Raw genomic sequence first — 23,454 nt, 5'->3', positions numbered from 1 at the left:
CGGAAACGCGGAGGAAACGCGGAGGAAGCGCGGAGGAAGCGCGGAGGAAGCGCGGAGGAGGCGCGGAGCGCGGCGTCGCCCGCGGAGCGCCGGTGACCAGGTAGGTTCGATCGAGTGAGCGCATTCGATGACATTCGTGACTATGTGGCCATCCCCCGGGTCCTCTCCCTGAAGCTCTCGCCTGACGGCTCCCGTCTGATCTCGGCCGTGCAGGCCCTCAATCCCGACGGCAAGTCGTACGGCACCGCGCTCTGGGCGATCCCCCTCGACGGTGAGCCGTACCGTCTGACCCGTTCCGCCAAGGGCGAGACGGCCGCCGCCTTCACCGACGCCGGGGACGTGCTGTTCACCTCCGCGCGCCCCGACACCACCGTCAAGGACGCGACCGAGGAGGTCCCCGCGCTGTGGCTGCTGCCGCGCGCCGGCGGCGAGGCCCGCCAGATCGCCACCCGCCCCGGCGGCATCGGCGCCGCCCGCACGGCGGGCGACGTGGTGGTGTTCGCCTCCGACGTGCTCGACGGCGACGAGTCGACCGAGGACGAGCGGCGCAAGGCCCGCAAGGACGCCGGTACCAGCGCGATCCTGCACGAGGGCTACCCGGTCCGCTACTGGGACCACGACCTCGGCCCGGCCCGCACCCGGCTGTTCACCGGCCGGCTCGGCGCCGACCGCCTGGAGGACGTGCGCGAGCTGACCCCCGACGCGGGCGAGGCGCTGCGCGACGCCGCCTTCGAGCTCACCCCCGACGGCTCCACCGTGATCGTCACCTGGCGCAGGTTCCTGTCCGGCGGCGACAGCCGTACGGACCTGGTCGCCATCGACGTGGCCACCGGCGAGCGGCGCACCCTGCTCACCGACGAGGCGCACGACTTCGGCGGCCCGATCGCCGTCTCGCCCGACGGCACGCGGGTGGCCTGCGCGCGCGAGCGCATCACGAGCACGGACGTCTCCGTCCGCGTGGAGCTGTGGATCGCCGACCTGGCCACCGGCGAGGGCCGGGCCTACGCCCCCGACCTGTTCCCGATGGACCTCGCCTGGGCCCCCGACTCTTCGGCCCTCTACCTCGTCGCCGACCACCAGGGCCGCCGCCCGGTCTTCCGCGTCCCGCTGGACGGCGAGCACACCAGGCTCACCGGCGACGACGCCGCCTACCTCGGGGTCAACGCCGGCGCCGACGGCGCGTACGTCTACGCTCTGCGCAGCAACATCGCCCTCGCCCCCGCCCCGGCCAGGATCGACGCGGCCACCGGCGAGATCGCCGACCTGCCCTCGCCGGCCCCGCGCCCCGAGGTGCCCGGCACGCTGACCGAGATCTCGGCCACCGCCGACGACGGCGCGACCGTGCGCGGCTGGCTCGTGCTGCCCGAGGGCGCCTCGGCCGACAACCCGGCGCCGTTCCTGCTGTGGATCCACGGCGGGCCGGTCGCGTCCTGGAACGACTGGCAGTGGCGCTGGCAGGCGTGGATCATGGCGCAGCGCGGGTACGCCGTCCTCATGCCCGATCCCTGCCTGTCCACCGGCTACGGCCAGGAGATGATCGACCGCGGCTGGGGCGCCTGGGGTCCCCGCACCCAGGCCGACCTCGACGCCATCGTGGACGTCGCCCTGGCCAGGGACGACATCGACGACGAGCGCGTGGCGGCGATGGGCGGCTCGTTCGGCGGCTACATGGCCAACTGGCTGGCCGGGCACACCGACCGCTACCAGGCCATCGTCACCCACGCCGCGCTGTGGAACCTCGACCAGTTCGCCGGCACCACCGACTCCTCGCTGTACTGGCAGCGCGAGTTCGGCGAGCCCGGCTCGGAGCGTTACGAACAGCTCTCCCCGCACCTGGGCCTGGGCAAGATCACCACCCCGATGCTCGTCATCCACGGCGACAAGGACTACCGGGTGCCGATCGGCGAGTCCCTGCGCCTGTGGTGGGACCTCCAGCGCACCGACGTCGAGTCGAAGTTCCTGTACTTCCCCGACGAGAACCACTGGATCCTCAAGCCGGGCAACATCGTCGCCTGGTACGAGACCGTGCTCGCCTTCCTCGCCCAGCACGTCCTCGGCGAGGAGTGGAAGCGCCCGGACTCGGTGGCCTGATGACCGACTTCCTGCGGCTGGCCGAGGACGTCGCCCGCGAGGCCGGGGACATGCTCCTGGCCAAGCGGCCCACGATGTCGGAGGACGTCGAGACCAAGTCCAGCCCCACCGACGTCGTCACCATCCTGGACAAGGCGTCGGAGGAGCTGATCCGCGAGCGCGTCCTGGCGGTCCGCCCGGACGACCGGTTCCTGGGCGAGGAGGGCGGCGAGGCGCCGGGCGCGTCCGACGTGCGGTGGATCGTCGATCCCGTCGACGGCACCGTCAACTTCCTGTACGGCCTGCCCGACTGGGCGGTGTCCATCGCCGTCGAGGTCGCCGGGCGGGTCGTGGCCGGGGTCGTCAACGTGCCGGCGCGGGGCGAGGTGTTCACCGCCGCGCTCGGCGAGGGGGCCTGGCTGGGCGGCGCGCGGCTGCGCTGCAACAGCGGGGTGCCGCTGGCCCGGGCGCTGGTCGCGACCGGGTTCGGCTACTCGGCGCCGCGCCGCGAGGTGCAGGGACAGGTCGTGGCGGCGGTGCTGCCGCGGGTGCGCGACATCCGGCGCGGCGGCTCGTGCGCCATCGACCTGTGCTCGGTGGCGGCGGGCCGGGTGGACGCGTACTACGAGCGCGGCACCAACACCTGGGACCACGCCGCGGCCGGGCTGGTGGCGACCGAGGCGGGAGCCCGGCTCGGCGGCCTGCACGGCCGCCCGGTGGGCCCGGAGTTCGCGCTGTGCGCGGCTCCCGGCCTGTTCGAGGAGCTGCACGACCTGCTCGTGCCGCTGGACCCCGAACGCGACTCCTGACGGGGCCGCCTCACGCGGTGGGCGGGACATGACAGGACGGCCGGGGCCCGGCGGGCCCCGGCCGTCGCACGCGTATGTCTAGCGCGGCAGCGGGACGCCGTGATCGTCGGCCAGGCGGCGCAGGTCCTCGATCTCGGCGGTGAGGGTGTCGGCGAGGTAGTCGTCGCCGGTGCTGCGGGCCTCGGAGAGGCCCTTGTAAGCCTGGTCGAGGCGGCGTTCGATCGTCGTGGTGAACTCGCCCATCTCACCTACTCTCTCAGGGGTTCGATCCGTGCGGGGCGAAGGGACCCCATTGCCAGTGGATGTCCGGGCAATGGGTGTCCCGACGGCATACCCCGGGTTATCGCCCTCTGAAACATGAATTTGTGCGGCCCCTGCCCGGCATACCCCTGGACATGCCTTACCGTGCGCTTATCGAGCCTGTAGGCAGAATGAGACACCGGAACCGGAAAGAGGGTGTACCAGGCGTGCGAGTGCTGGTTGTCGAGGATGAGCGGGTGCTCGCCGACGCGATCGCGACCGGGCTGCGGCGTGAGGCCATGGCCGTCGACGTCGCCTACGACGGCGGCGGCGCCCTTGAGCGCACCTCCTACATCGACTACGACGTGATCGTGCTCGACCGCGACCTGCCGGTCGTGCACGGCGACGAGGTGTGCCGCCGGCTGGTCGAGCAGCGCTCGGCCTCGCGGATCCTCATGCTGACCGCCTCCGGCGACGTGGACGACAAGGTGGAGGGGCTCGGCCTCGGGGCCGACGACTACCTGGCCAAGCCGTTCGTGTTCATCGAGCTGGTGGCCCGGGTGCGCGCGCTCGGCCGGCGTTCGGCGCCCGCCCTGCCGCCCGTGCTGGAGCGGGCCGGGATCCGCCTCGACCCGGGCAAGCGGCTGGTCGAGCGCGACGGCAAGGAGATCGTGCTCACCAAGAAGGAGTTCGCGGTCCTTGAGGAGCTGATGCGCGCCGAGGGCGCGGTGGTCAGCCAGGAGGACCTGCTGGACAAGGCGTGGGACGAGAACATCGACCCGTTCACGAACGTCGTCCGGGTGACCATGATGACGCTGCGGAAGAAGCTGGGCGAGCCTCAGGTGATCGAGACCGTGCCCGGGGTTGGGTACAAGTTGTGAGCGAACGGCCAGAGCGCGGGGCGGGGCCGACGCATCCGATGATCAGCCCCCATTCGGCCAGGAAGGCGACGCGCGTGCAGGAGGCGCCACCCCCGAGCGGGCCGCCGGCCTGGGACGGCCCGCCCCCGCCCGGCTCCGAGACGCCCGCCCGCAGCACCCTGGAACGGGTCAGGGGGCTGCCCGCCAAGGTGAGCATCCGGTGGCGGCTCACGCTCACCTACAGCGCTCTGGTGTTCGCCGCCGCGGCCGTGCTGCTGTTCGTCGTCTACTCGATCGTCGGCAGGTCGATCGAGAACGCCTGGCCCGACCTGATCACCGACGACCTCGACCCGCTCGACGCCGCCATCATGCAGAACCGGTGGACGCTGGCCAAGGGGCGGGCCGTCAGCAGCGCCCGCGACGCGCTGTTCACCAGCTCGTTCATGGCGCTGGCCGGGGTCGGCATCCTCGCGCTCATCATCGGCTACTTCGTGGCCGACCGGGCGCTGCGGCCGGTCACCCAGATGACCAGCGCGGCCCGCAAGCTGTCGGAGAGCACGCTCGCCCACCAGCGCATCGCCCTGCGCGGCCCCAACGACGAGCTGAAGGAGCTGGCCGACACCTTCGACGCCATGCTCACCCGGCTCAACATCGCCTTCGACACCCAGCGCAGATTCGTGGCCAACGCCTCCCACGAATTGCGCACGCCGTTGACGATTAACCGGACCGTCCTGGAGATCGCGTTGTCGGATCCGGAGGCGTCGGAGGACCTCAAAGCGCTCGGCCGCACGCTGCTGGAAGTCAACGCGCGTAACGAGAAGCTCATCGAGGGGCTGCTGTTGCTCGCCAGGAGCGAACGAGAACTCGCGGTGCGCAAACCGCTCGACGTTCAGGAAGTCGCGCAGACGGCCGTGGAACAGCTCGCGCCCTTCGCCGCCGAACACGGCGTGACCGTTGTCGCCGAACTGGTCAGCGCGCCTACCGTGGGCGACCCGGTGCTTCTGGAGCGGTCCGTCAGCAACCTGCTGGAGAACGCCGTGAAGTACAACCTTCCCGAAAACGGAAAAGTCTGGATCCGGACGGGAATGGCGGACGGGGGGCTGGTTGTTCAGGTGGCCAACACGGGGCAGCACGTCCCGGCGTACGAGGTGAACAGCCTGTTCGAGCCGTTCAGGAGGCTCCACGCCGACCGCGTGGAATCGGCCAAGGGATCGGGTCTGGGGCTGTCCATCGTCCGTGCGGTGGTGCAGGCACACGGTGGAAACGTGACCGCTGTGCCGCGTGACGGCGGAGGACTTGTGGTGACGATTAGGCTTCCGACGCGTTGACCGAGCGTCCTTGAGTGGGCCATGGGGCGCCGACGGGTGACGTTCAGGCGTGTTCGTCCGCGTGTTGATGTAGTGGGGGCGTCTCGTTCTCGCCGTACATGTGGTTGGATGTGCCGTCGAACACGGTGGTGCATGACGCCAAGGCTGTGGGTTTCGCCATATTTGGCTAACCATTGCCGTCGGCAGCAGGCCCTGTCGTGTTGGGAGGTTCGTTGTCCGTTCGCGCGGGGTACCGATGGAAAATCTCCCCGACGGAACGGGCACAAGATGGGCCTCCCGGACGTTAGAAGACGCGCGATGAGCGCGAAGACATATAGATGAGGGGGATGGAGTAAGCACAATGGCTACCGACTACGACAGCCCGCGAAAGACAGACGACGACCTGGGGGAGGACAGCCTCCAAGAACTCCAGGCACGGCGTACCGACAAGTCGTCCGGCAGCATCGACATCGACGAGACCGACCTCGCCGAGTCGCTGGAGCTGCCCGGCGCGGATCTGTCGAACGAAGAGCTCTCCCTGCGGGTCATTCCCCGTCAGGCCGACGAGTTCACCTGCTCGCGCTGCTTCCTGGTGCACCACCGCAGCCAGCTGGCCTCCGAGAAGAACGGCCAGCAGATCTGCCGGGAGTGCGCCGCCTGACCGCTGGAGCGAAGGAGCTCAGGGTGAGGGATCCAAGGCACGACCGAGCCCGCCTACCCTGAGCGGTCGCGACCAAGAGGACGGAGGCATCGCGTGGCCGGACCCGAGAAGGACAAGCAACAGGCGGACGACGGGATCGCCGACCCCGGCAAGGAGGTCGGCGAGCTCGTTGTGCGGCTCACCGAGCCCGGCGAGCTGGAGCCGGCCGAGCGGCGCAGGCTGCTCGGCCGACTAGCCAGGTCCCTGGCCGCAGGGGCGAAGAAGGCCCGCGAGAGCGGCGCAGGCCGCGGCCGCTGGCTGGCCGACGTCTTCCTCAACATCGCGCCCCGCATCCCCATCCGCGACCTGTCGACGCTGTCCGAGCATCATCACGGCCTCACCGGCGAGGAGCTCGCCGACGACCTGGTGCGCACCGCCCAGAAGGCCACGATGACGGTCGGAGCCATCGGCGGAGCACTGGCGGCGGCCCAGTTCGCCGCACCACCCCTCCTGCTCTCCGCGCCCGCGCAGCTCGTCGCGGAGACCATCGTCGTCGCCGCGATCGAGGTCAAGCTCCTGGCCGAGCTGCACGAGGTCTACGGCGTCCGCGTCCAGGGCAACGGCACGCAGCGTGCCCTCGCCTTCGCCTCCGCCTGGGCCAAGCAGCGCGGGATCGACCCCCTCGCCCCCGCGTCCGTCTCGCTCGCGCTCGGCGCCGCCTCCAAGGCCGCTCTTCGCAACCGTCTCATGCGCACCCTCGGGCGCCATCTGACCACGTTCGGCCCCTTCCTCACCGGAGCCGTCGCCGGCGGCGCGCTCAACCGCGGCGCGACCGGCAAGCTCGGCAAGACCATCCGCGACGACCTGCGCCTCAAGGGCCCGTCGTTGCCGGCGTCCGACCCCCCTGACGAGCTGACGCCGTAGCCCCGCGGCCGCGAGGTCAGCCGTCCCGGCGGTCCGCCCGCTTGTCGACCACGCGCTTGAGCTTGCCCACCGACCGCTCCAGCGTCTCGGGGTCCACCACCTCGACCTCGACGGTCACGCCGACGCCCGCCTTGACCGCGTGCCGCAGCGCGCGGCCGGCCTCCTCGCGGCCGGTCGCGCCCGGCCGCGCCTCGACCCTGACGGTGAGCACGTCGAGCCGGTCCGGGCGGGTCAGGTGCAGCTGGAAGTGCGGCGACAGGCCGGGTACGCGCAGCACGAGCTCCTCGATCTGGGTCGGGAACACGTTCACGCCGCGCAGGATGATCATGTCGTCGGTGCGGCCGGTGACCTTCTCCATGCGGCGGAAGGCGGGCCTGGCCGTGCCGGGCAGCAGCCGGGTCAGGTCGCGGGTGCGGTAGCGGATGACCGGCATGGCCTCCTTGGTGAGGCTGGTGAACACCAGCTCGCCGCCGCCGGGGGCGGGCTCGCCGGTGAACGGGTCGACGGTCTCGGGATAGAAGTGGTCCTCCCAGACGTGCAGGCTGTCCTTGGTCTCGACGCACTCGTTGGCCACGCCGGGGCCCATGACCTCCGACAGCCCGTAGATGTCGACGGCGTGCAGGTCGAAGCGCTCCTCGATCTCGGCGCGCATGCGCTCGGTCCAGGGCTCGGCGCCGAAGATGCCGATCTCCAGCGAGCTCTCGCGCGGGTCGAGGCCCTGGGCGGCGAACTCGTCGAGCAGCGCCAGCAGGTACGACGGCGTGACCATGATGACCCTGGGCCGCAGGTCGGTGATGAGCTGGACCTGCCGGGCCGTCATGCCGCCCGACACCGGCACCACCGTGCAGCCCAGCCGCTCGGCCCCGTAGTGGGCGCCGAGGCCGCCGGTGAACAGCCCGTAGCCGTACGCCACGTGCACCACGTCCCCGGGACGCCCGCCGGAGGCCCGGATCGACCGGGCCATCACCTGCGCCCAGACGTCGAGGTCGGCCTTGGTGTACCCGACGACCGTGGGCTTGCCCGTGGTGCCCGAGGAGGCGTGGACGCGCGCCACCCGCTCGCGCGGCACGGCGAACATGCCGAACGGGTACGACTCGCGCAGGTCCTCCTTGGTGGTGAACGGGAACAGCGCGAGGTCCTCCAGGCTCCGGCAGTCGTCCGGACGCACGCCGTGCTCGTCGAACTTGCGCCGGTAGAGCGGCACGTTGTCGTAGGCGTGGGACAGTGTCCAGCGCAGGCGCTGCAGTTGCAGGGCCATGAGCTCGTCCCTGGAGACGCGCTCGACCGGGTCGAGCTCCTCGGGGGACGGCGGCGGGAAGGGCCTCATCTCAGCTCCCTGCTGCGCCCGCGGAACTCCGCGACCACCCGGCCGCCGGTCCCGCGCACGGTGATGTCGTAGATGCCGCTGCGGCCGTAGGTGGTGCGCTCGGCCGCCTCGGCCACCAGCACGTCACCCTCGTGGGCGGGGGCGACGAAGGTGATCTCGGCCCCGGCCGCCACGGTCACCGGGCCCCGGGTGTTGCACGCGCAGGCGAAGGCGGTGTCGGCCAGGAGGAAGACGTAGCCGCCGTGGCAGATGGCGTGTCCGTTGATCATCTGGCCGGTCACGGTCATCCGGCACACCGCGCGCCCCTCGGCCAGCTCCACCAGCTCGATGCCCAGGGCGGCGGAGGCGGTGTCGGCGTCCAGCATGCGACGCGCGCTCTCCAACTGGTCTCCCTTGCTTACTGACCGAATGTTCGGTAAACACTTCCCCGTCCTGTCGAGCACTGTCAAGGGAGGGCCGGCGCAGCGGAGCTGTAAGGCCGTCTGTGGGGTATGTCCTGGGTCATCAGCGGGTCGGCCTCAGCGCGTGAGGAGAGACGATGATCAAGCCGTTCGCCTCGTCGGCGGATCTCGGTGAGAAGCGGCAGTCCCTTGAGGTGCTGGCGGAAGGCGTCTACGCGCTCACCGCCGAGGGCGACCCCAACGTGGGCGCGATCGAGGGCGAGGACTTCCTGGTCTGCTTCGAGGCCCTGGCCACGCCCACCGCCGCCCGCGACTGGCTGGCCAGGCTGCGCGAGCACACCGGCAAACCGGTCCGATACCTCGTGCTCTCGCACTACCACGCGGTCCGCGTGCTGGGCGCCTCGGCGTTCGGCGCGGACGTCATCGTGGCCCACGACAAGACCCGCGAGCTGATCGCCGAGCGCGGCGAGCAGGACTGGGCCAGCGAGTACGCCCGGATGCCCCGCCTGTTCAAGGACCCCGGCTCGATCCCCGGCCTGACCTGGCCCACCGCCACCTTCGGCGACACCTTCACCATCGACCTCGGCGGCGGCAGGGGCGACCTGGTGCTGGCCCACTGCGGGCGCGGCCACACCGAGGGCGACCTGGTGGCCTGGCTGCCCGAACGGCGCATCCTGTTCGCCGGCGACCTGGTCGAGTCGCAGGCCGCGCTCTACACCGGCGACGCCTTCCACCGCGAATGGGCGTCCGGCACGCTCGACCGCGTCGCCTCGTTCGGGGCCGAGACGCTGGTCGGCGGCAGGGGAGCGGTGGCCCACGGCAAGGCCGAGGTCGAGGCGGCCATCGCCCAGAGCCGCGACTTCCTCACCGTGATGCTGCGCGAGGTCGGCGCGGCGAGCGGGCTGAAGGAGGCGTTCGAGCGCACCCACCGGGCCCTGCGGCCGCGTTACGGCGGCTGGCCCATCTTCGAGCACTGCCTGCCCTTCAACGTCTCCCGCCTCTGGGACGAGCTCCACGGCGTCGAACGGCCGCGTGTCTGGACCGCCGAGCGCGACCGCGAAGTGTGGGACGAGCTCCAGTCATGAGGCCCGCGGAGTCCGTGCCGCAGGTCATCGTCGTGGGCGCGGGCCCGGTCGGCCAGACCGCCGCGCTGCTGCTGGCCCGCTGGGGCATCCGGGTGCTGGTGCTGGACCGGCGGCAGGCCCGCGACGGCGGCGGCTCGAAGTCGATCTGCCAGCAGCGCGACGTGCTCGACATCTGGGCCGCGGCGGGCGCGGGCCGGGTGGCCGAGGAGGGGCTGGCCTGGACCACCGCCCGCACGTACTACCGCGACCGCGAGCTGTTCTCCTGGTCCTTCGACGGCCAGGGCCCGCTGCCGCCGTGCGTGAACATCTCCCAGGCCCGCACCGAGCAGCTGCTCGACGAGGTCATCGCCGACCAGCCGCTCATCGAGGTGCGCTGGGGCCACGAGGTCACCGGGCTGGTCCAGGACCCGGCCGGGGTCGAGGTCCAGTGCGGGCAGCGGCTGCTGCGCGCCCCCTACGTGCTGGTCTGCGCGGGCGCGCGGGCCCAGCAGGTACGCCGGTCGCTCGGCGTCTCCTTCGACGGCGAGGCGTTCGACGACCAGTTCCTGATCTGCGACATCCGGGCGGATCTGCCCGGCTGGGAGAACGAGCGGCGCTTCTACTTCGACCCCGCGTGGAACCCGGGCCGGCAGGTCCTCATCCATCCCTGCCCCAACGGGACGTACCGGATCGACTGGCAGATCGCACCGGACTTCATCCCCACAGAAGCCGACATTTCGCAGAAAATTCGGCAAATCATCGGGGATCGGCCGTACGAGCTGATCTGGCACAGCACGTACCGGTTCCACTCGCGCATCGCCTCGCGGATGCGGGTCGGACGAGTGCTCCTGGCGGGCGACTGCGCCCACCTGGTGGCGCCCTTCGGGGCCCGCGGCCTCAACTCCGGCGTGCCCGACGCCGAGAACGCGGCCTGGAAGCTCGCCTTCGCGCTGAACGGCTGGGCCGGGCCGGAGCTGCTGGAGTCGTACCACGCCGAGCGGCACGCGGCGGCGCGGGAGAACCTGGAGGTGACCGCCGCCACCATGCGCTTCCTCGCGCCCAGGACGGACCGGGACCGGGCCAGGCGGCGGGAGGTGCTGGAGGGCGGCCTGGTCGCCGAGGTGGACTCCGGGCGCTTCGCCGAGCCCTACTGGTACGTGGACTCGCCGCTCACCACGCCCGAGCCGGGCCGGCCGTTCGGCGGGCGTCCGCCCAAGGGCGCGCTGTGCGATCCGGCCCCCGGAGTGATCCTTCCGGACGTGCCGCTGGCGAAGGGCAGACTGCGCGAGTTCTGCCGGGACGGTTTCCTCGTTCTGTTGGGCGATATGTGCGATTCGAGTTTGTTTGTGCAGGTCCTGGGCAAGGTCATTACGGCACCGCTCGCCGTCCGCGAGCTCACGGAGATGGATGCGACCGGCTCGCTCGCCGAAAGACTCGGTGCGCGGCCGGATGAAGCATGGGTGATCAGGCCAGATGCCCACATCGCCGCGATCATTCCCCGCGGGGGGCCGGACGAGGTCGCGGCCGCCGTGAGCCGCGCCTGCGGCTCTCCTCGACCTGAGCCCTAGGAGGACTGCGTGACCGGCCGTAGCTCGTTTCTGATCGTCGCGAACCGCTTGCCGGTCGATCGCACGATCGAGCCAGACGGAACGGCCTCGTGGCGCAGGAGCCCGGGGGGGCTCGTGACGGCCATAGCGCCCGTGATGAAGCGCCGCCACGGCGCCTGGGCCGGTTGGCACGGCGCGCCGGACGAGAAGCTCGAACCGTTCGAGCAGGACGGCATGAGCCTCATCCCCATCCCGTTGTCGGCCCGCGAGGTCGAGCTCTACTACGAGGGCTTCTCCAACGCCACGCTGTGGCCGCTCTACCACGACGTGGTGGCGCCGCCGGTGTTCGAGCGGGAGATGTGGGAGACCTACCGTTCGGTCAACGAGCGCTTCGCCGCGGCCGCCGCCGAGGCCGCCGAGGAGGGGGCCGTCGTCTGGGTGCAGGACTACCAGCTCCAGCTCGTGCCCGCGATGCTCCGGCGGCTCCGGCCCGACCTGCGGATCGGCTTCTTCCTGCACATCCCCTTCCCGCCCGTCGAGCTGTTCTGGCGGCTGCCCTGGCGCAAGGAGCTGGTCGAGGGGCTGCTCGGCGCCGACCTGGTCGGCTTCCAACTGCCCGGCGGCGCCTCGAACTTCCGCAGGCTGTGCCGGCGGCTGCTCGGGCTGCCGTACAAGGGGAACGAGATCTTCCTGGACGACCGGGTGGTGACCACGCAGGCGTTCCCGATCTCGGTGGACTTCGGGCAGCTCGACTCGCTGGTGCGCGAGCCGCAGGTCGTGGCGCGGGCCAAGGAGATCAGGGGCGAGCTGGGCGATCCCGAGCACGTGCTGCTCGGGGTGGACCGGCTCGACTACACCAAGGGCATCGGCCAGCGCCTGGAGGCGTTCGGCGAGCTGCTCAAGGACGGCAGCCTGCGCCCGAACGAGGCGGTCTTCGTGCAGATCGCCACCCCGAGCCGCGAGCGCGTGGACGAGTACCGCAAGCTGCGCGACGACATCGAGCTGCAGGTGGGCCGGATCAACGGCGAGCACGCCCAGATCGGGGTGCAGCCGATCCAGTACTTCCACCAGTCCTACGGCCACGACGAGCTGGCCGCCCTCTACCTGGCGGCCGACGTCATGGTGGTCACGCCGCTGCGCGACGGGATGAACCTGGTGGCCAAGGAGTACATCTCCTGCCACCACGACCTGCAGGGCGCGCTGGTGCTCAGCGAGTTCACCGGCGCGGCAGACGAGCTGCGGCAGGCGTACCTGGTGAACCCCTACGACATCGAGGACGTCAAGCGGCAGATGATCGCCGCCATGCGGGCCACGCCGCACGAGCTGGCCCGGCGGATGCGCACGATGCGCCGCCGGGTGGCCACCTACGACGTGGACCGCTGGGCGAGCGAGTTCCTCAGTGCCCTTGAGTCACCTGCTTCACAGACTTCCACGCGTCGTAGCGCTTCTTGGCGGTCCGGTTGACCACGATCTGCGCCACGGACATCCCGACGCCGGTGAGGATCGCGTAACCGATCGCCTCGCCCATGCTGACCTCGGGCGAGTCGTCGTCGAGGGGCGGCTCCTTGCCGGTCGCCTTGACCCAGACGAACCCGAGGAGCTTCCTCATCCCCCACGCGGTCGCCATGCCCACCAGACCACCGATGACGCGCCAGGCGATGTCGGGTTTGTCCTCCGCCATGCCAACTCCCTTCCCCTATGTAACGAACACTAGTCTCTAACGCTTGCCGGGCCCCCGAAGCCGTACCATAAGGAGGCATGACTCAACAGCGACTACGCCATGCATCCATGCCGGAAAAGCCGACCCTCGACGGCTTGGAGCAGGTATGGGTAGCTCGCTGGCAGGAGGAGGGCACCTACCGCTTCGACCGGTCCAAGCCGCGCGAGCAGGTCTACTCCATCGACACGCCGCCGCCGACCGTGTCCGGCTCCCTCCACGTCGGTCATGTCTTCTCCTTCACCCACACCGACATCATGGCCCGCTACCAGCGGATGATCGGCAAGTCGGTGTTCTACCCCATCGGCTGGGACGACAACGGCCTGCCTACCGAACGGCGGGTGCAGAACGTCTACGGGGTGCGCTGCGATCCGTCGCTGCCGTACGATCCCGACTTCGTTCCACCGGACAAGCCGGGCAAACGTGAGATTTCTATTTCGCGGCGCAACTTCGTCGAGCTGTGTCACCAGCTCACGGCCATCGACGAGAAGGCGTTCGAGGAGGTCTGGCGCCGGGTCGGCCTGTCGGTCGACTGGGACCTGCTCTACACCACGATCAGCGACGAGTCGCGCGCGGTCTCCCAGCGGGCCTTCCTGCGCAACCTCGGCCGCGGCGAGGCCTACCTCGCCGAGGCGCCCACCCTGTGGGACGTCACCTACCGCACCGCGGTGGCCCAGGCCGAGCTGGAGGACCGCGAGTGGCCCGGCGCCTTCCACCGCATCTCCTTCTACGGCGAGCGCGGGCCGATCTGGATCGAGACGACCAGGCCCGAGCTGATCCCGGCCTGCGTCGCGCTGGTCGCCCACCCCGACGACGAGCGCTACAAGCCGCTGTTCGGCACGTCCGCGCTCACGCCGCTGTTCGGCGTCGAGGTGCCGATCCTGGCCCACCACCTGGCCGAGCCCGACAAGGGGTCCGGCATCGCGATGATCTGCACGTTCGGCGACGTCACCGACGTCACCTGGTGGCGCGAGCTGCACCTGCCCACCCGGCCGGTCATCGGCTGGGACGGCCGGCTGCTGCCCGAGCCGCCCGACGGCGTGGAGCCGGACCCGTACAAGGAGCTGGCAGGAAAGACCGTACACAGCGCGCGCGAGCGCATCGTCGAGCTGCTGCGCGAGTCCGGCGACCTCGACGGCGACCCGCGTCCGGTGCAGCGTCCGGTGAAGTTCTACGAGCGCGGCGACAAGCCGCTGGAGATCGTCACCACCCGCCAGTGGTACATCCGCAACGGCGGGCGCGAGCAGGCGCTGCGCGCCCGGCTGCTGGAGCGCGGCAGCGAGCTGGCCTGGCACCCGCCGCACATGCGGGTGCGCTACGACAACTGGGTCGAGGGCCTGACCAGCGACTGGCTGATCTCCCGCCAGCGCTTCTTCGGCGTGCCGTTCCCGGTGTGGTATCCGTTGGACGAGGCCGGGAACCCGGTCCACGACGCGCCGATCCTGCCGGCCGAGGAGTCGCTGCCGATCGACCCGTCCTCTGACGTGCCGCCCGGCTACACCGAGGAGCAGCGCGGCGTGCCCGGCGGGTTCATGGCCGACCCCGACGTCATGGACACCTGGGCGACCTCGTCCCTGACGCCGCAGATCGCCGGGCGCTGGGCGACCGACGGCGACCTCTACCGGCGGGTGTCCCCCTACGACCTGCGGCCGCAGGCGCACGAGATCATCCGCACCTGGCTGTTCTCGACGGTGGTCCGCTCCCACCTGGAGTTCGACGCGCTGCCGTGGAGCGACGTGGCGATCTCCGGCTGGATCCTCGACCCCGACCGCAAGAAGATGTCCAAGTCCAAGGGCAACGTGGTCACCCCGCTCGACCTGCTGGAGCAGCACGGCTCCGACGCCGTCCGCTACTGGGCCGCCAACGGCCGCTACGGGGTGGACACCACGTTCGACGTGGGCCAGCTCAAGATCGGACGGCGGCTGGCGATCAAGATCCTCAACGCCTCGAAGTTCGTGCTCGGCCTGGCCGGCACCGACGGCGAGGTCACCGAGCCGGTCGACCTGTCGATGCTGGCCGCCCTGTCCGACATGGCCCGCGAGGCCACGCAGGCGTTCGAGTCCTACGACCACACCCGCGCGCTGGAGGCCGTCGAGCGGTTCTTCTGGACCTTCTGCGACGACTACCTGGAGCTGGTCAAGGCGCGGGCCTACGAGTCGGGGCCGGCCGCCGCCTCGGCGCACGCGGCGCTGCGGCAGGCGCTCGACGTGCTGCTGCGGCTGTTCGCGCCGGTGCTGCCGTTCGTGACCGAGGAGGTGTGGTCCTGGTGGCGCGAGGGCTCGGTCCACCGCGCCGCCTGGCCGGCTCCCGAGCGCGGCACGGGCGACCCGGCGGTGCTGACCGTGGCCTCGGAGGTGCTGCGGCGCATGCGCAAGGCCAAGTCGGAGGCCAAGTTGTCGATGCGGGCCGAGGTGTCCAGGCTGACCGTCACGGGGCCCGAGGCCGAGCTCGTCCGGCAGGCCCAGGACGACCTGTGCGCGGCCGGAGTCGTCGAGGAGTTCGTCCTCGACGGCGGTGACGTGCTGACCGTCGAGGTGCACCTGGGCTGAGGCACGGCCGTCCGGCACGGGCGGTGAGGGCGCCTCCCTCACCGCCTTTCCGGCATCCCGGCGTTTTATCGGTGCGCATCCCGGGCCCGGACGTGCCAGTCTTGAACACGTGCAGATCGACCGCCCCACCACACTCGTACCGCCCGTGCTGGCCAAGATGGCCGCATGGTGCGGGTGCCTGATCCTCGTCGGCGTGGTCGTCTACTTCTTCGTCCAGGCCATCGCCAGGCTCACCTTCGTGGCGCTGCCCGTGGCGATCGCGCTGCTGCTGACCGCGCTGCTGTTCCCGCTGACCAAGAGCCTGCGGCGGGCGGGCCTGCGGCCCATCTACGCCACCTGGCTGACCATGCTCGTCGCGCTCGCCGTCCTGGCCGGCACCGGCTGGCTGGTCGGCGCGCGGGCCAGCGAAGAGTTCCCCAACCTGGTCACCCAGGTGCAGGCCACCGCGCGTTCGGTCCAGGAGTGGCTGATCACCGGCCCGCTGCACCTGAAGCAGGCCCAGATCACCGGCTACGTCGACGAGATCGCCACGATGGTCAACGCCCAGCGCACCGCCATCACCGGCACCGTGCTGTCGGCCAGCGCCGTCGCGATCGAGGTGCTCGCGTCCATCGTGCTGCTGCTGTTCGTGACGTTCTTCCTGCTCAAGGACGGCGACCGCATCTGGTCGTGGTTCCTGCGCGCCTTCGGCTCGATGTCGCCGCGGGTCGACCGGGCGGGCCGGGCGGCCTGGACCACGCTCTCCCACTACGTCCAGGGCACCGTGGCCGTGGCCGCCGTGCACGGCCTCATCATGGGCATCGTGCTGGCCGGCATGGGGGTGCCGCTGTGGGCGCCGCTGGCGGTGCTGATCTTCTTCGCCAGCTTCATCCCGATCGTCGGCATCTTCTTCGCCGGCACCGTCGCCACCCTCGTCACGCTCGGCGCCAAGGGCCTGGTCTACGCGCTGATCTTCCTCGGCATCCTCATCGTCGAGCAGCAGCTGGAGAACCACGTGCTCCAGCCGCTGATCGTGGGCAGGGCGCTCAACTTCCACCCGCTGGCGATCATCCTGGTGCTGTCGGTGGGCGGCATCCTGGCGGGCATCGCGGGAGCGGCCGTGGCCGTGCCGGTCGCGGCGGTGATCTACCGGGCGCTGCCGGAGCTGCGCCACAAACCGCCCGCCCTGCCGCCGCCGCCCCACCACGAGCCGCCGGCGGGGGAACCGCCGTCCGCCGGTGAGCCGCCCGCCGGTGCGCCGCCGTCCGGGGGTGCGCTTCCCGCGGCGGGGTGACGCGGGGCGGGCCGGGTGGTTCCGATCCGGTGTCGAGGGCGAGTCCGGGGGCCGCAGCGAGTAACCTCGTCACCCGTGACGCGTTCCTCCCTCACCACCCCGCCGCCGGACGCCTCGGCGCCCGCGGCCCATCCCGGCGCCCCGGCGCCGGGCAGTTCGCTCGGCTCCCACTACAGCCGCTGCTTCGGCTGCGGCGGCGACCACCCGACCGGCCTGCACCTGAAGGCCGCCACGCCCGACGGCGTCACGGTCGAGGCCGAGTTCACCGTGGGGGAGGCCCACCAGGGCGCGCCCATGCTCGCCCACGGCGGCGTGCTGGCCGCCGCGATGGACGAGGTCATCGGAATGTCCGTCTACCTGTTCCACAAGCCCTATGTGACGGCCCGGCTGGAGACCGACTACCTTCTCCCCGTTCCCGTGGGCACGACACTCCACCTGCGCGCCTGGTGCAACGGGATCACGGGCAGGAAGGCGTACCTTGAGGCTGAGGGGCGCGTCGGCGCCCCCGACGGACCGGTCGCCGTCCGCGCGGCTGCGCTGTTCATCGAGGTGAGCATGGAACACTTCGCCGAGCACGGCGACCTTGCGGCCATCGCCGCCGAACACCAGGACTTCGAGGTGAACCCGTGAGCGACGTGGAGGTCCTCATCCAGCGGCTCGACACCGGGCTGCCGGTGCCGTCCTACGCCCACCCGGGCGACGCCGGCGCCGACCTCTACGCGGCCGAGGACGTCGAGCTGCTGCCCGGCGAGCGGGCCGTGGTCGGCACCGGCGTGGCGATCGCGCTGCCCGACGGCTACGCCGCGTTCGTGCACCCGCGCTCGGGCCTGGCGGCCCGCCACGGCGTCACGCTCGTCAACGCCCCCGGCACCGTCGACGCGGGCTACCGGGGCGAGATCAAGGTGACGCTGATCAACACCGACGCCAAGGAGCCGTTCCGCCTCCAGCGCGGCGACCGGGTGGCCCAGCTCGTGGTCCAGCGGGTCGAACGCGCGGCCTTCTACGAGGTCGAACGCCTGCCCGGCTCGGTGCGCGGCGCCAACGGATTCGGATCGACGGGCCGCTGAAGCGGCCGGCCCGAAGCAAGCCTGGGGCTCCGGCCCCGCGAACAGGGAGAGTGAGGAACGTGTTCCGACGTCGTCGTCGTGAGCAGCCGGAGACGGTGGCCGAGCAGGAGTCCCCGGCCCCCACCCGCGAGTCCGGCCCGTGGGACGCCGACGAGCCCCACCCCGACACGGACAGGATCGACCTCGGCGGCCTGCGGCTGCCGCACAACCCCGACTTCGACGTGCGCCTGGCCTCGCTCGGCGACCAGCACGTGGGCGTCGTCGTCCTGTACGAGGACAGCTCGCTGCAGCTCCAGGCCCTGGCCGCGCCGCGCTCGGGCGGCCTGTGGGACGACGTCCGGACCAAGATCGTCGCCCAGGCCAAGACCCTGGAGGAGCGGGAGGGCCCGTTCGGCGTCGAGCTGGCCGGCGAGGTCGCCATGGAGGGCGGCAGCCGGGCGGCCCGCTACATCGGCATCGACGGCCCGCGCTGGTTCCTGCTGGCCGCCATCACCGGTCCAGGCGCCCTCGACGAGCGCGTCTGCGGGGCGTTCATCGACTTCGTCAAGGACGTCGTGGTCGTGCGCGGCGACGAGCCGATGGCCCGCGAGGAGCCCATCACGCTGAGCCGTCCGCACGAGCGGCAGGCCGGCGAGCAGGAGGAACGCCCGGCGTTCAGCCCTTTGAAGCGCGGCCCGGAAATCAGCGAGACCCGCTGAGCGTTCCATCTCCGGGGGCCCGCCCCGGCCCGGCCCGGCGACAATCCCAAGACCCCCCATCGGCTATTCGCTGACGGCTTACCATCACATAGGCTGAACCATCATGAGTACGGCAGAGCCTCCGAAACGCGGGGGATTGCGCGGCTTCTTCAGCCGGCTGGCCACGACCCAGTCGGAGATCGAGGCCCAGGAACTGCGGGAAGACGCCGACGAGGTCGGCGCGACGCCCATCGTGTCGTGCGGCGGGCGCCGCAGGTTCTGTGTAGCGGGTACGCTACGTACGGTGACATTGCGTCCGAGGGGCGGCGCCCCCGCCCTGGAGGCCGAGCTGTACGACGGGTCCGACGTGATCGACCTGGTGTGGCTCGGCCGCCGCAAGATCGTCGGCATCGAACCGGGCCGCACGGTCAAGGCCGAGGGCCTGGTCAGCATGCAGGACGGGCGCAAGGTGATGTTCAATCCGCGATACGAACTGCGCCCAGGGAGTTGATCAGGTGAGTGCTGAGGCGGAAGAGGCCGCGCACGAGACCGTCGAGGCGGCGGTGCGAGCCCAGCTCGCCAAGGCCTTCGGCGGCGTCCGCGGCATCATCGAGGCCGCGGTGCCGACGATCGCCTTCACGGTCTCGTGGATCGTCACCGAAGACCTGAAGACGTCGCTCATCGTCAGCATCTCGCTCTCGGTGGTGCTCCTGCTGGTCAGGGTGGTCCAGCGGTCCACGCCGCAGTTCGTGATCAACAGCCTGATCGGCATCGCCATCGGCGCCTTCTTCGCCAGCCGCACCGGCAACGCGAAAGACTACTTCCTGCCCGGCATCCTGTGGAACGGCGCGTACTCGCTGGGCATGCTGGTGTCCATCGTCACCCGCTGGCCGGTCGTCGGGTTCCTCATCGGCTCGGTCACCAACGACCCGGTGGGCTGGCACAAAGACGCGGGCGTCGTCCGGCTCTGCACGCGGCTGACCTGGCTGCTCATGGTGCCGTGCGTGGTGCGGGTGGCCGTGCAGGGCCCGGTCTACCTGTTCGGCGGCGGTGACGAGGCGGTGGCCGCGCTCGGCTTCGCCAAGATCGTGATGGGCTGGCCTCTCCAGGTGGCGGCCCTGGCCGCGATGCTCTGGCTGCTCGGCCGCGGCCGCACCCCCATCAAGCCCCCGGTCGCCCCGGCCTGACCGTGCCGGGCCGAGACGTGTGCGCCCGTGCACCTGGCGTGAGCGCATTGCATCGGTAGCGTAGATGCATGACAGCCGAAGCGGTGAGCCTCGAGATGACCACTTCCTCGCTGCCTGACTGGGTCTTCCCGCCGCCGGGAGGCTTTGTCGCGGAAGACCTGGACAACATTCCGAATCTGCCTGCGCACACAGAGTTGATCGACGGAAGCTTGGTCTTCGCGAGCCCCCAAGCGTCCTTCCACGCCGTGATGGTCGACCTCCTTGCTGCCGACCTGCGCGGAGCCGCGCCTGAAGAGCTCCGGGTCCGCCGCGGGATGAGCGTGGTCCTGGGGCACGATCAACGCCCCGAACCTGACCTCGTCGTGCTGAAGGCCGAGGCCCTCGGCGGCGGTCGCGAGACCTTCTACAAGGCGCAGGACGTGGTCCTGGCTGTCGAAGTGGTGTCACCCGAGTCCCGGAGCCGGGACCGGGAGCGCAAGCCGGCTCTCTATGCCGCGGCCGGGATCCCGCACTTCTGGCGGGTCGAGGACGACGGCGGCGAGCCCGTCGTCTACGTCTACGAGCGGGACCCTGCCACTCGCGCCTACGCGCTCACCGGCATCCACCACGACAGGCTCAAGCTGACCGTCCCCTTCGACCTCGACGTCGATCTGAGCCGCGTCCATCGCCTCTGACCCCCCGACCCGCCATGATGCTCGGATGAGCCATGGACGAGGGCCCCTGGCGGGGCGGGTGGCGGTGGTGACCGGGGTGAGCCGCCGGGCGGGCATCGGGTTCGCGGTGGCGCGCGAGCTGCTGGCGTCCGGCGCGCGGGTCGCGGTGCAGTCCTGGACCCCGCACGACGCCGGCCGGCCCTGGGGCAGCGACCCTGCGGGCATCGACGGCGTGCTGGCGGCGCTGGGCGGCACCGGTGACGACCTGATGCACGTGGAGGCCGACTTCGCCGACCCCGACGCCCCTGAACGCGTGATGGAGCAGTCCGCGGACCGGTTCGGGCACGTGGACGTGCTGGTGGCCAACCACGCGCGCAGCTCCCGCCAGACGCTGGCCGAGCTGACCGCCGCCGAGCTCGACCTGACGTGGGCGGTCAACGCGCGGGCCGGCGTGCTGCTGACGCATGCGTTCGCCGCCCGGCACGACGACCGGCGGGCGGGTGGGCGGGTGATTTTGTTCACCTCCGGCCAGCACCTGGCGCCGATGCCGGACGAGCTGCCGTACGCGATCAGCAAGGGCGCGATCCACCAGATGACGCTCAGCCTGGCCGACGCGCTGGCCGATCGCGGCATCACGGTCAACTGCGTCAACCCGGGGCCGGTGGACACCGGCTGGGCGGGCCCGGAGCTGGCCCGCCAGGTCGGGAACGCCTTGCCGGCGGGCCGGTGGGGGCGTCCTGAGGAGACCGCCCGGCTGGTGCGCTGGCTCGCCACGGACGAGGCCGCCTGGATCACGGGCCAGGTCATCAACTCCGAGGGCGGCTTCCGCCGCTGGGTCAGGTGACCCAGGAACCCACCGGGACGGCGCTCGCGGGCGGAACGCCGGCCGGGACCGGAAGGTCGGCAGGCGTGGGAGTCTGGGGAGGATGAGGGGGAATGTGGTGGGCTGGGTGGTGGCGCGGCTGTGGAAGGCGCTGGGCGGGCGCCTGCGCTGGCGGGTGTTGTGGCTGACCCACGCCACCTTCATGGTCGGCGTCACCGGCCTCGTACGCGACCCCGACGGCCGGGTGCTCGTCCTGCGTCACCGGCTGTGGCAGGAGGGGCGGCAGTGGGGCTTCCCCACCGGGTTCGCCCGGCGGGGCGAGACGTTCGAGGGCACGGTCGAGCGCGAGGTGTTCGAGGAGACCGGCCTGCGCGTGCGCACCGGCCGGCTGCTGCGCGTGCGCAGCGGGTTCGGGCTGCGGGCCGAGGTGGCCTACGAGGCCCGGCTCGTCGGCGGCACGCTCAGGATCGACCCGCTGGAGATCCTCGAAGCCCGCTGGGTCACCGCCGACGACCTGCCCGAGGGCCTGCAGGGCGCCCACCGCGACCTGCTCATCCCGAGTACGCCCACCCCGACCACCGACTGACCGCGACCACGATCACCGGCCCTTCGGGCGGCCGCCGGCGGTACTGGTCGTACTTGCCGGCCAGCGCCCGCAGGGCGGCGTCGTGGTCGCCCCAGTGGCCGCCCCAGTCGCCGCCCTCGTGGATGGTCGCCGTGCCGTCGGCGCGCGCCCACCACAGCCTGGCCCAGTCGTCCTCGTAGTGGTCGGCGAGCAGGCTGACCCGCGGGTTCGCCCGGATGTCGCGCAGCCGCGCCAGCTCGCGGGTGCGCTTCGGCTTGTGGTCGACGGCGGTGACCACGTCGTCACCCAGGACGGCGAAGGTGACCGGCACCACGCGCGGCACCCCGGCCGCGTCGGCCGTCGCCAGGCGGGCGACGCGGGCGCCCTCGAACAACGACCGGGCGCGGCCGGCGTCCATGACCGGGCTCAGCGCTGCGAGAGCAGGTGGGCGAGCTCCTCCTCGACCTCCTGGCTGGCCACGAACAGCAGCTCGTCGCCGGCCTCCAGGGGGTCGTCGGCGGTGGGCACCAGCACCCGGCCCTCGCGCAGGATCGCCACCAGCGCGGAGTCGACCGGCCACGGCACCGAACCGGCGCGCTGGCCCACCACCGGGGCGTCCTCGGCCAGCGTCAGCTCGACCAGGTTGGCCTGGCCCTGGCGGAACGTCATCAGACGCACCAGGTCGCCGACGCTGACCGCCTCCTCCACCAGCGCGCTCAGCAGCCGCGGCGTCGAGACGGCGACGTCGACGCCCCACGACTCGTTGAACAGCCACTCGTTGTTGGGGTGGTTGATGCGGGCCACCACGCGCGGCACGCCGTACTCGGTCTTGGCCAGCAGCGACACCACGAGGTTGACCTTGTCGTCGCCGGAGGAGGCCACCACGACGTGGCAGTTGCCGAGCCCGGCCTCGTCGAGCGAGGCGATCTCGCACGCGTCGGCGAGCAGCCACTCGGCGCGCGGCACGCTGTCGATCTTGATCGCCCGCGGGTCGACGTCGATGAGCAGGACCTCGTGGCCGTTCTCCAGCAGCTCGGCGGCGATGGAACGGCCCACGGCGCCGGCGCCGGCGATGGCGATGCGCATCAGTCGTCCTGTTCCGGCGCCGCGGCGAGCACCTTGTTGATCCGGTCCATGTCGTTCTCGGCCGCGATGACGTGGAGCAGGTCGCCCTCCTGCACCACGGTGTCGTCGGTGATGGTCAGGGCCTCGCCCATGCGGTTGATGAAGGCCACGCGGGCGCCGGCCCGGCTCTCCAGGTCGACGACGCGGGTGGCGATCCAGGCCGGGTTGGCGGCCACCTCGGCCAGCACGACCGTGCCCGTGGGGTCGCGCCACAGCGGCTCGGCGCCCTCGGGGAGGATGCGGCGCAGGATCTGGTCGGCCGTCCAGCGGACGGTGGCCACCGTGGGGATGCCCAGCCGCTGGTAGACCTCGGCCCGCCGGGGGTCGTAGATGCGGGCCACCACGTTGTCGACGCCGAACGTCTCGCGGGCCACGCGCGCGGAGATGATGTTGGAGTTGTCGCCGCTGGAGACGGCGACGTAGGCGGCCGCCGACTCGATGCCGGCCTCGGTGAGCACGTCGCGATCGAAGCCGACGCCGGTCACCCGCCGCCCCCGGAACCCCGCGCGCAGGCGGCGGAACGCCTGCGGGTCACGGTCGATGATGGCGACGGAATGGCCGCTGTCCTCGAGGATGTGGGCGAGGGTCGAACCGACCCTGCCGCATCCCATGATCACAATATGCATACT

At 71.4% G+C, this 23,454-nt stretch carries 26 protein-coding genes; 19 read left to right on the top strand and 7 right to left on the bottom strand.

All coding sequences use genetic code 11. The features are described 5' to 3' along the window. Nucleotides 1–114 precede the first annotated feature (114 nt). Nucleotides 115–2,091 (top strand): prolyl oligopeptidase family serine peptidase, encoded by a 1,977-nt coding sequence (locus tag ACIBQ8_RS11715; RefSeq protein WP_397191879.1) that lies wholly within the window; start codon nucleotides 115–117, stop codon nucleotides 2,089–2,091. After that, nucleotides 2,091–2,879 carry an inositol monophosphatase family protein gene (locus ACIBQ8_RS11710; RefSeq protein WP_397191878.1) on the top strand — a complete coding sequence of 263 codons (789 nt, stop codon included), beginning with the start codon at nucleotides 2,091–2,093 and terminating at the stop codon, nucleotides 2,877–2,879. Before ACIBQ8_RS11715 ends, ACIBQ8_RS11710 begins: the two co-directional genes overlap by 1 nt. 78 nt (nucleotides 2,880–2,957) lie before the next feature. Here the strand turns inward: ACIBQ8_RS11710 and ACIBQ8_RS11705 are convergent, their stop codons facing one another. Then, nucleotides 2,958–3,122, bottom strand: a complete 165-nt coding sequence (locus ACIBQ8_RS11705) for a hypothetical protein (protein ID WP_352359142.1) — start codon at nucleotides 3,120–3,122, stop codon at nucleotides 2,958–2,960. Nucleotides 3,123–3,346: 224 nt separating this feature from the next. Between ACIBQ8_RS11705 and ACIBQ8_RS11700 the strand changes: the two genes are divergently transcribed. From ACIBQ8_RS11700 to ACIBQ8_RS11685, 4 genes are all read left to right on the top strand, one after another. Then, nucleotides 3,347–4,000, top strand: a complete 654-nt coding sequence (locus ACIBQ8_RS11700) for a response regulator transcription factor (RefSeq protein WP_349451511.1) — start codon at nucleotides 3,347–3,349, stop codon at nucleotides 3,998–4,000. A 38-nt stretch (nucleotides 4,001–4,038) separates the two neighbouring features. Then, nucleotides 4,039–5,307: a sensor histidine kinase gene (locus ACIBQ8_RS11695; RefSeq protein ID WP_397176613.1), complete on the top strand. Its 1,269-nt coding sequence runs from the start codon at nucleotides 4,039–4,041 to the stop codon at nucleotides 5,305–5,307. A 340-nt stretch (nucleotides 5,308–5,647) separates the two neighbouring features. Further along, the gene (locus ACIBQ8_RS11690; RefSeq protein ID WP_352324238.1) at nucleotides 5,648–5,947 is read left to right on the top strand and encodes a DUF4193 domain-containing protein; all 300 of its coding nucleotides are present in this window, start codon (nucleotides 5,648–5,650) and stop codon (nucleotides 5,945–5,947) included. 93 nt (nucleotides 5,948–6,040) lie between these two features. After that, nucleotides 6,041–6,850: a hypothetical protein gene (locus ACIBQ8_RS11685; protein WP_397176475.1), complete on the top strand. Its 810-nt coding sequence runs from the start codon at nucleotides 6,041–6,043 to the stop codon at nucleotides 6,848–6,850. A 16-nt stretch (nucleotides 6,851–6,866) separates the two neighbouring features. Here ACIBQ8_RS11685 and paaK read toward each other — a convergent pair whose 3' ends face one another. Both paaK and paaI read right to left on the bottom strand, forming a co-directional pair. Beyond that, entirely contained in the window at nucleotides 6,867–8,177 is a 1,311-nt protein-coding gene (paaK, locus tag ACIBQ8_RS11680) for a phenylacetate--CoA ligase PaaK (protein WP_397191877.1), read from the bottom strand. Then, complete coding sequence (gene paaI, locus ACIBQ8_RS11675; RefSeq protein WP_364414869.1) at nucleotides 8,174–8,542, bottom strand: hydroxyphenylacetyl-CoA thioesterase PaaI; 369 nt, start codon at nucleotides 8,540–8,542, stop codon at nucleotides 8,174–8,176. The genes paaK and paaI overlap by 4 nt, the downstream gene beginning before the upstream one ends. A gap of 173 nt (nucleotides 8,543–8,715) precedes the next feature. On the opposite strand from paaI, the gene ACIBQ8_RS11670 reads away from it, so the two are divergent. Genes ACIBQ8_RS11670 through ACIBQ8_RS11660 form a run of 3 tightly spaced genes read left to right on the top strand, consistent with a single transcriptional unit; the run spans nucleotide 8,716 to nucleotide 12,653 of the window. Further along, nucleotides 8,716–9,663: an MBL fold metallo-hydrolase gene (locus tag ACIBQ8_RS11670; RefSeq protein ID WP_397176472.1), complete on the top strand. Its 948-nt coding sequence runs from the start codon at nucleotides 8,716–8,718 to the stop codon at nucleotides 9,661–9,663. After that, nucleotides 9,660–11,210: an FAD-dependent monooxygenase gene (locus ACIBQ8_RS11665; protein ID WP_397191876.1), complete on the top strand. Its 1,551-nt coding sequence runs from the start codon at nucleotides 9,660–9,662 to the stop codon at nucleotides 11,208–11,210. Before ACIBQ8_RS11670 ends, ACIBQ8_RS11665 begins: the two co-directional genes overlap by 4 nt. A 9-nt stretch (nucleotides 11,211–11,219) precedes the next feature. Then, on the top strand, nucleotides 11,220–12,653 hold the full coding sequence (locus tag ACIBQ8_RS11660; protein ID WP_397176469.1) for a trehalose-6-phosphate synthase: 1,434 nt from the start codon (nucleotides 11,220–11,222) through the stop codon (nucleotides 12,651–12,653). On the opposite strand, the gene ACIBQ8_RS11655 is transcribed toward ACIBQ8_RS11660, so the two are convergent. Further along, nucleotides 12,586–12,870, bottom strand: coding sequence for a DUF4235 domain-containing protein (locus tag ACIBQ8_RS11655; protein WP_352324039.1), 285 nt, complete (start codon nucleotides 12,868–12,870; stop codon nucleotides 12,586–12,588). The two genes, ACIBQ8_RS11660 and ACIBQ8_RS11655, sit on opposite strands and share 68 nt — an antisense overlap. Nucleotides 12,871–12,977: 107 nt before the next feature. On the opposite strand from ACIBQ8_RS11655, the gene valS reads away from it, so the two are divergent. The 10 genes from valS (at nucleotide 12,978) to ACIBQ8_RS11605 (ending at nucleotide 21,721) form a co-directional block, all read left to right on the top strand. After that, nucleotides 12,978–15,455, top strand: a complete 2,478-nt coding sequence (gene valS / locus ACIBQ8_RS11650) for a valine--tRNA ligase (RefSeq protein WP_397191875.1) — start codon at nucleotides 12,978–12,980, stop codon at nucleotides 15,453–15,455. Nucleotides 15,456–15,564: 109 nt separating this feature from the next. Next, on the top strand, nucleotides 15,565–16,728 hold the full coding sequence (locus ACIBQ8_RS11645) for an AI-2E family transporter (protein ID WP_397176467.1): 1,164 nt from the start codon (nucleotides 15,565–15,567) through the stop codon (nucleotides 16,726–16,728). Nucleotides 16,729–16,803: 75 nt separating this feature from the next. Beyond that, a complete protein-coding gene (locus ACIBQ8_RS11640; protein ID WP_352324042.1) occupies nucleotides 16,804–17,358 on the top strand; it encodes a PaaI family thioesterase in 555 nt (184 codons plus the stop codon). Beyond that, nucleotides 17,355–17,795, top strand: coding sequence for a dUTP diphosphatase (gene dut / locus ACIBQ8_RS11635; RefSeq protein WP_352324043.1), 441 nt, complete (start codon nucleotides 17,355–17,357; stop codon nucleotides 17,793–17,795). Before ACIBQ8_RS11640 ends, dut begins: the two co-directional genes overlap by 4 nt. Nucleotides 17,796–17,854: 59 nt before the next feature. Continuing rightward, the gene (locus tag ACIBQ8_RS11630) at nucleotides 17,855–18,493 is read left to right on the top strand and encodes a DUF3710 domain-containing protein (protein WP_397176466.1); all 639 of its coding nucleotides are present in this window, start codon (nucleotides 17,855–17,857) and stop codon (nucleotides 18,491–18,493) included. Nucleotides 18,494–18,596: 103 nt separating this feature from the next. Continuing rightward, nucleotides 18,597–18,983, top strand: a complete 387-nt coding sequence (locus tag ACIBQ8_RS11625; RefSeq protein ID WP_352324045.1) for an OB-fold nucleic acid binding domain-containing protein — start codon at nucleotides 18,597–18,599, stop codon at nucleotides 18,981–18,983. Between the two features lie 4 nt (nucleotides 18,984–18,987). Next, the gene (locus ACIBQ8_RS11620) at nucleotides 18,988–19,659 is read left to right on the top strand and encodes a DUF3159 domain-containing protein (protein WP_397176465.1); all 672 of its coding nucleotides are present in this window, start codon (nucleotides 18,988–18,990) and stop codon (nucleotides 19,657–19,659) included. Nucleotides 19,660–19,727: 68 nt separating this feature from the next. Further along, nucleotides 19,728–20,333, top strand: a complete 606-nt coding sequence (locus tag ACIBQ8_RS11615; RefSeq protein WP_397191874.1) for a Uma2 family endonuclease — start codon at nucleotides 19,728–19,730, stop codon at nucleotides 20,331–20,333. A gap of 25 nt (nucleotides 20,334–20,358) precedes the next feature. Beyond that, on the top strand, nucleotides 20,359–21,156 hold the full coding sequence (locus tag ACIBQ8_RS11610; protein WP_397191873.1) for an SDR family oxidoreductase: 798 nt from the start codon (nucleotides 20,359–20,361) through the stop codon (nucleotides 21,154–21,156). A gap of 82 nt (nucleotides 21,157–21,238) precedes the next feature. Continuing rightward, nucleotides 21,239–21,721 (top strand): NUDIX domain-containing protein, encoded by a 483-nt coding sequence (locus ACIBQ8_RS11605; RefSeq protein WP_397191872.1) that lies wholly within the window; start codon nucleotides 21,239–21,241, stop codon nucleotides 21,719–21,721. Here the strand turns inward: ACIBQ8_RS11605 and ACIBQ8_RS11600 are convergent. Genes ACIBQ8_RS11600 through ACIBQ8_RS11590 form a run of 3 tightly spaced genes read right to left on the bottom strand, consistent with a single transcriptional unit; the run spans nucleotide 21,687 to nucleotide 23,451 of the window. After that, nucleotides 21,687–22,118, bottom strand: coding sequence for a TIGR03668 family PPOX class F420-dependent oxidoreductase (locus ACIBQ8_RS11600; RefSeq protein WP_397191871.1), 432 nt, complete (start codon nucleotides 22,116–22,118; stop codon nucleotides 21,687–21,689). The two genes, ACIBQ8_RS11605 and ACIBQ8_RS11600, sit on opposite strands and share 35 nt — an antisense overlap. Before the next feature lie 8 nt (nucleotides 22,119–22,126). Further along, nucleotides 22,127–22,786, bottom strand: a complete 660-nt coding sequence (locus ACIBQ8_RS11595; RefSeq protein ID WP_397176458.1) for a potassium channel family protein — start codon at nucleotides 22,784–22,786, stop codon at nucleotides 22,127–22,129. Beyond that, nucleotides 22,786–23,451, bottom strand: coding sequence for a potassium channel family protein (locus ACIBQ8_RS11590; protein WP_397176456.1), 666 nt, complete (start codon nucleotides 23,449–23,451; stop codon nucleotides 22,786–22,788). The genes ACIBQ8_RS11595 and ACIBQ8_RS11590 overlap by 1 nt, the downstream gene beginning before the upstream one ends. Between the last annotated feature and the right edge of the window lie 3 nt (nucleotides 23,452–23,454).

The organism is Nonomuraea sp. NPDC049646 (assembly GCF_044465525.1).
Taxonomy (GTDB): Bacteria; Actinomycetota; Actinomycetes; order Streptosporangiales; family Streptosporangiaceae; genus Nonomuraea.
The sequence above is the reverse complement of the archived record's forward strand: the minus strand, read 5'-3'. Positions and strand labels throughout refer to the sequence as shown.

Coding starts and splice junctions, on each gene's coding strand:
- ACIBQ8_RS11605 (WP_397191872.1), top strand. CDS start 21,239: ATGAGGGGGAATGTGGTGGGCTGGGTGGTGGCGCGGCTGTGGAAGGCG.
- ACIBQ8_RS11590 (WP_397176456.1), bottom strand. CDS start 23,451: ATGCATATTGTGATCATGGGATGCGGCAGGGTCGGTTCGACCCTCGCC.
- ACIBQ8_RS11655 (WP_352324039.1), bottom strand. CDS start 12,870: ATGGCGGAGGACAAACCCGACATCGCCTGGCGCGTCATCGGTGGTCTG.
- paaI (WP_364414869.1), bottom strand. CDS start 8,542: ATGCTGGACGCCGACACCGCCTCCGCCGCCCTGGGCATCGAGCTGGTG.
- paaK (WP_397191877.1), bottom strand. CDS start 8,177: ATGAGGCCCTTCCCGCCGCCGTCCCCCGAGGAGCTCGACCCGGTCGAG.
- valS (WP_397191875.1), top strand. CDS start 12,978: ATGCCGGAAAAGCCGACCCTCGACGGCTTGGAGCAGGTATGGGTAGCT.
- ACIBQ8_RS11625 (WP_352324045.1), top strand. CDS start 18,597: ATGAGTACGGCAGAGCCTCCGAAACGCGGGGGATTGCGCGGCTTCTTC.
- ACIBQ8_RS11690 (WP_352324238.1), top strand. CDS start 5,648: ATGGCTACCGACTACGACAGCCCGCGAAAGACAGACGACGACCTGGGG.
- ACIBQ8_RS11665 (WP_397191876.1), top strand. CDS start 9,660: ATGAGGCCCGCGGAGTCCGTGCCGCAGGTCATCGTCGTGGGCGCGGGC.
- ACIBQ8_RS11670 (WP_397176472.1), top strand. CDS start 8,716: ATGATCAAGCCGTTCGCCTCGTCGGCGGATCTCGGTGAGAAGCGGCAG.
- ACIBQ8_RS11615 (WP_397191874.1), top strand. CDS start 19,728: ATGACAGCCGAAGCGGTGAGCCTCGAGATGACCACTTCCTCGCTGCCT.
- ACIBQ8_RS11610 (WP_397191873.1), top strand. CDS start 20,359: ATGAGCCATGGACGAGGGCCCCTGGCGGGGCGGGTGGCGGTGGTGACC.
- ACIBQ8_RS11600 (WP_397191871.1), bottom strand. CDS start 22,118: ATGGACGCCGGCCGCGCCCGGTCGTTGTTCGAGGGCGCCCGCGTCGCC.
- ACIBQ8_RS11695 (WP_397176613.1), top strand. CDS start 4,039: ATGATCAGCCCCCATTCGGCCAGGAAGGCGACGCGCGTGCAGGAGGCG.
- ACIBQ8_RS11595 (WP_397176458.1), bottom strand. CDS start 22,786: ATGCGCATCGCCATCGCCGGCGCCGGCGCCGTGGGCCGTTCCATCGCC.
- ACIBQ8_RS11705 (WP_352359142.1), bottom strand. CDS start 3,122: ATGGGCGAGTTCACCACGACGATCGAACGCCGCCTCGACCAGGCTTAC.
- ACIBQ8_RS11710 (WP_397191878.1), top strand. CDS start 2,091: ATGACCGACTTCCTGCGGCTGGCCGAGGACGTCGCCCGCGAGGCCGGG.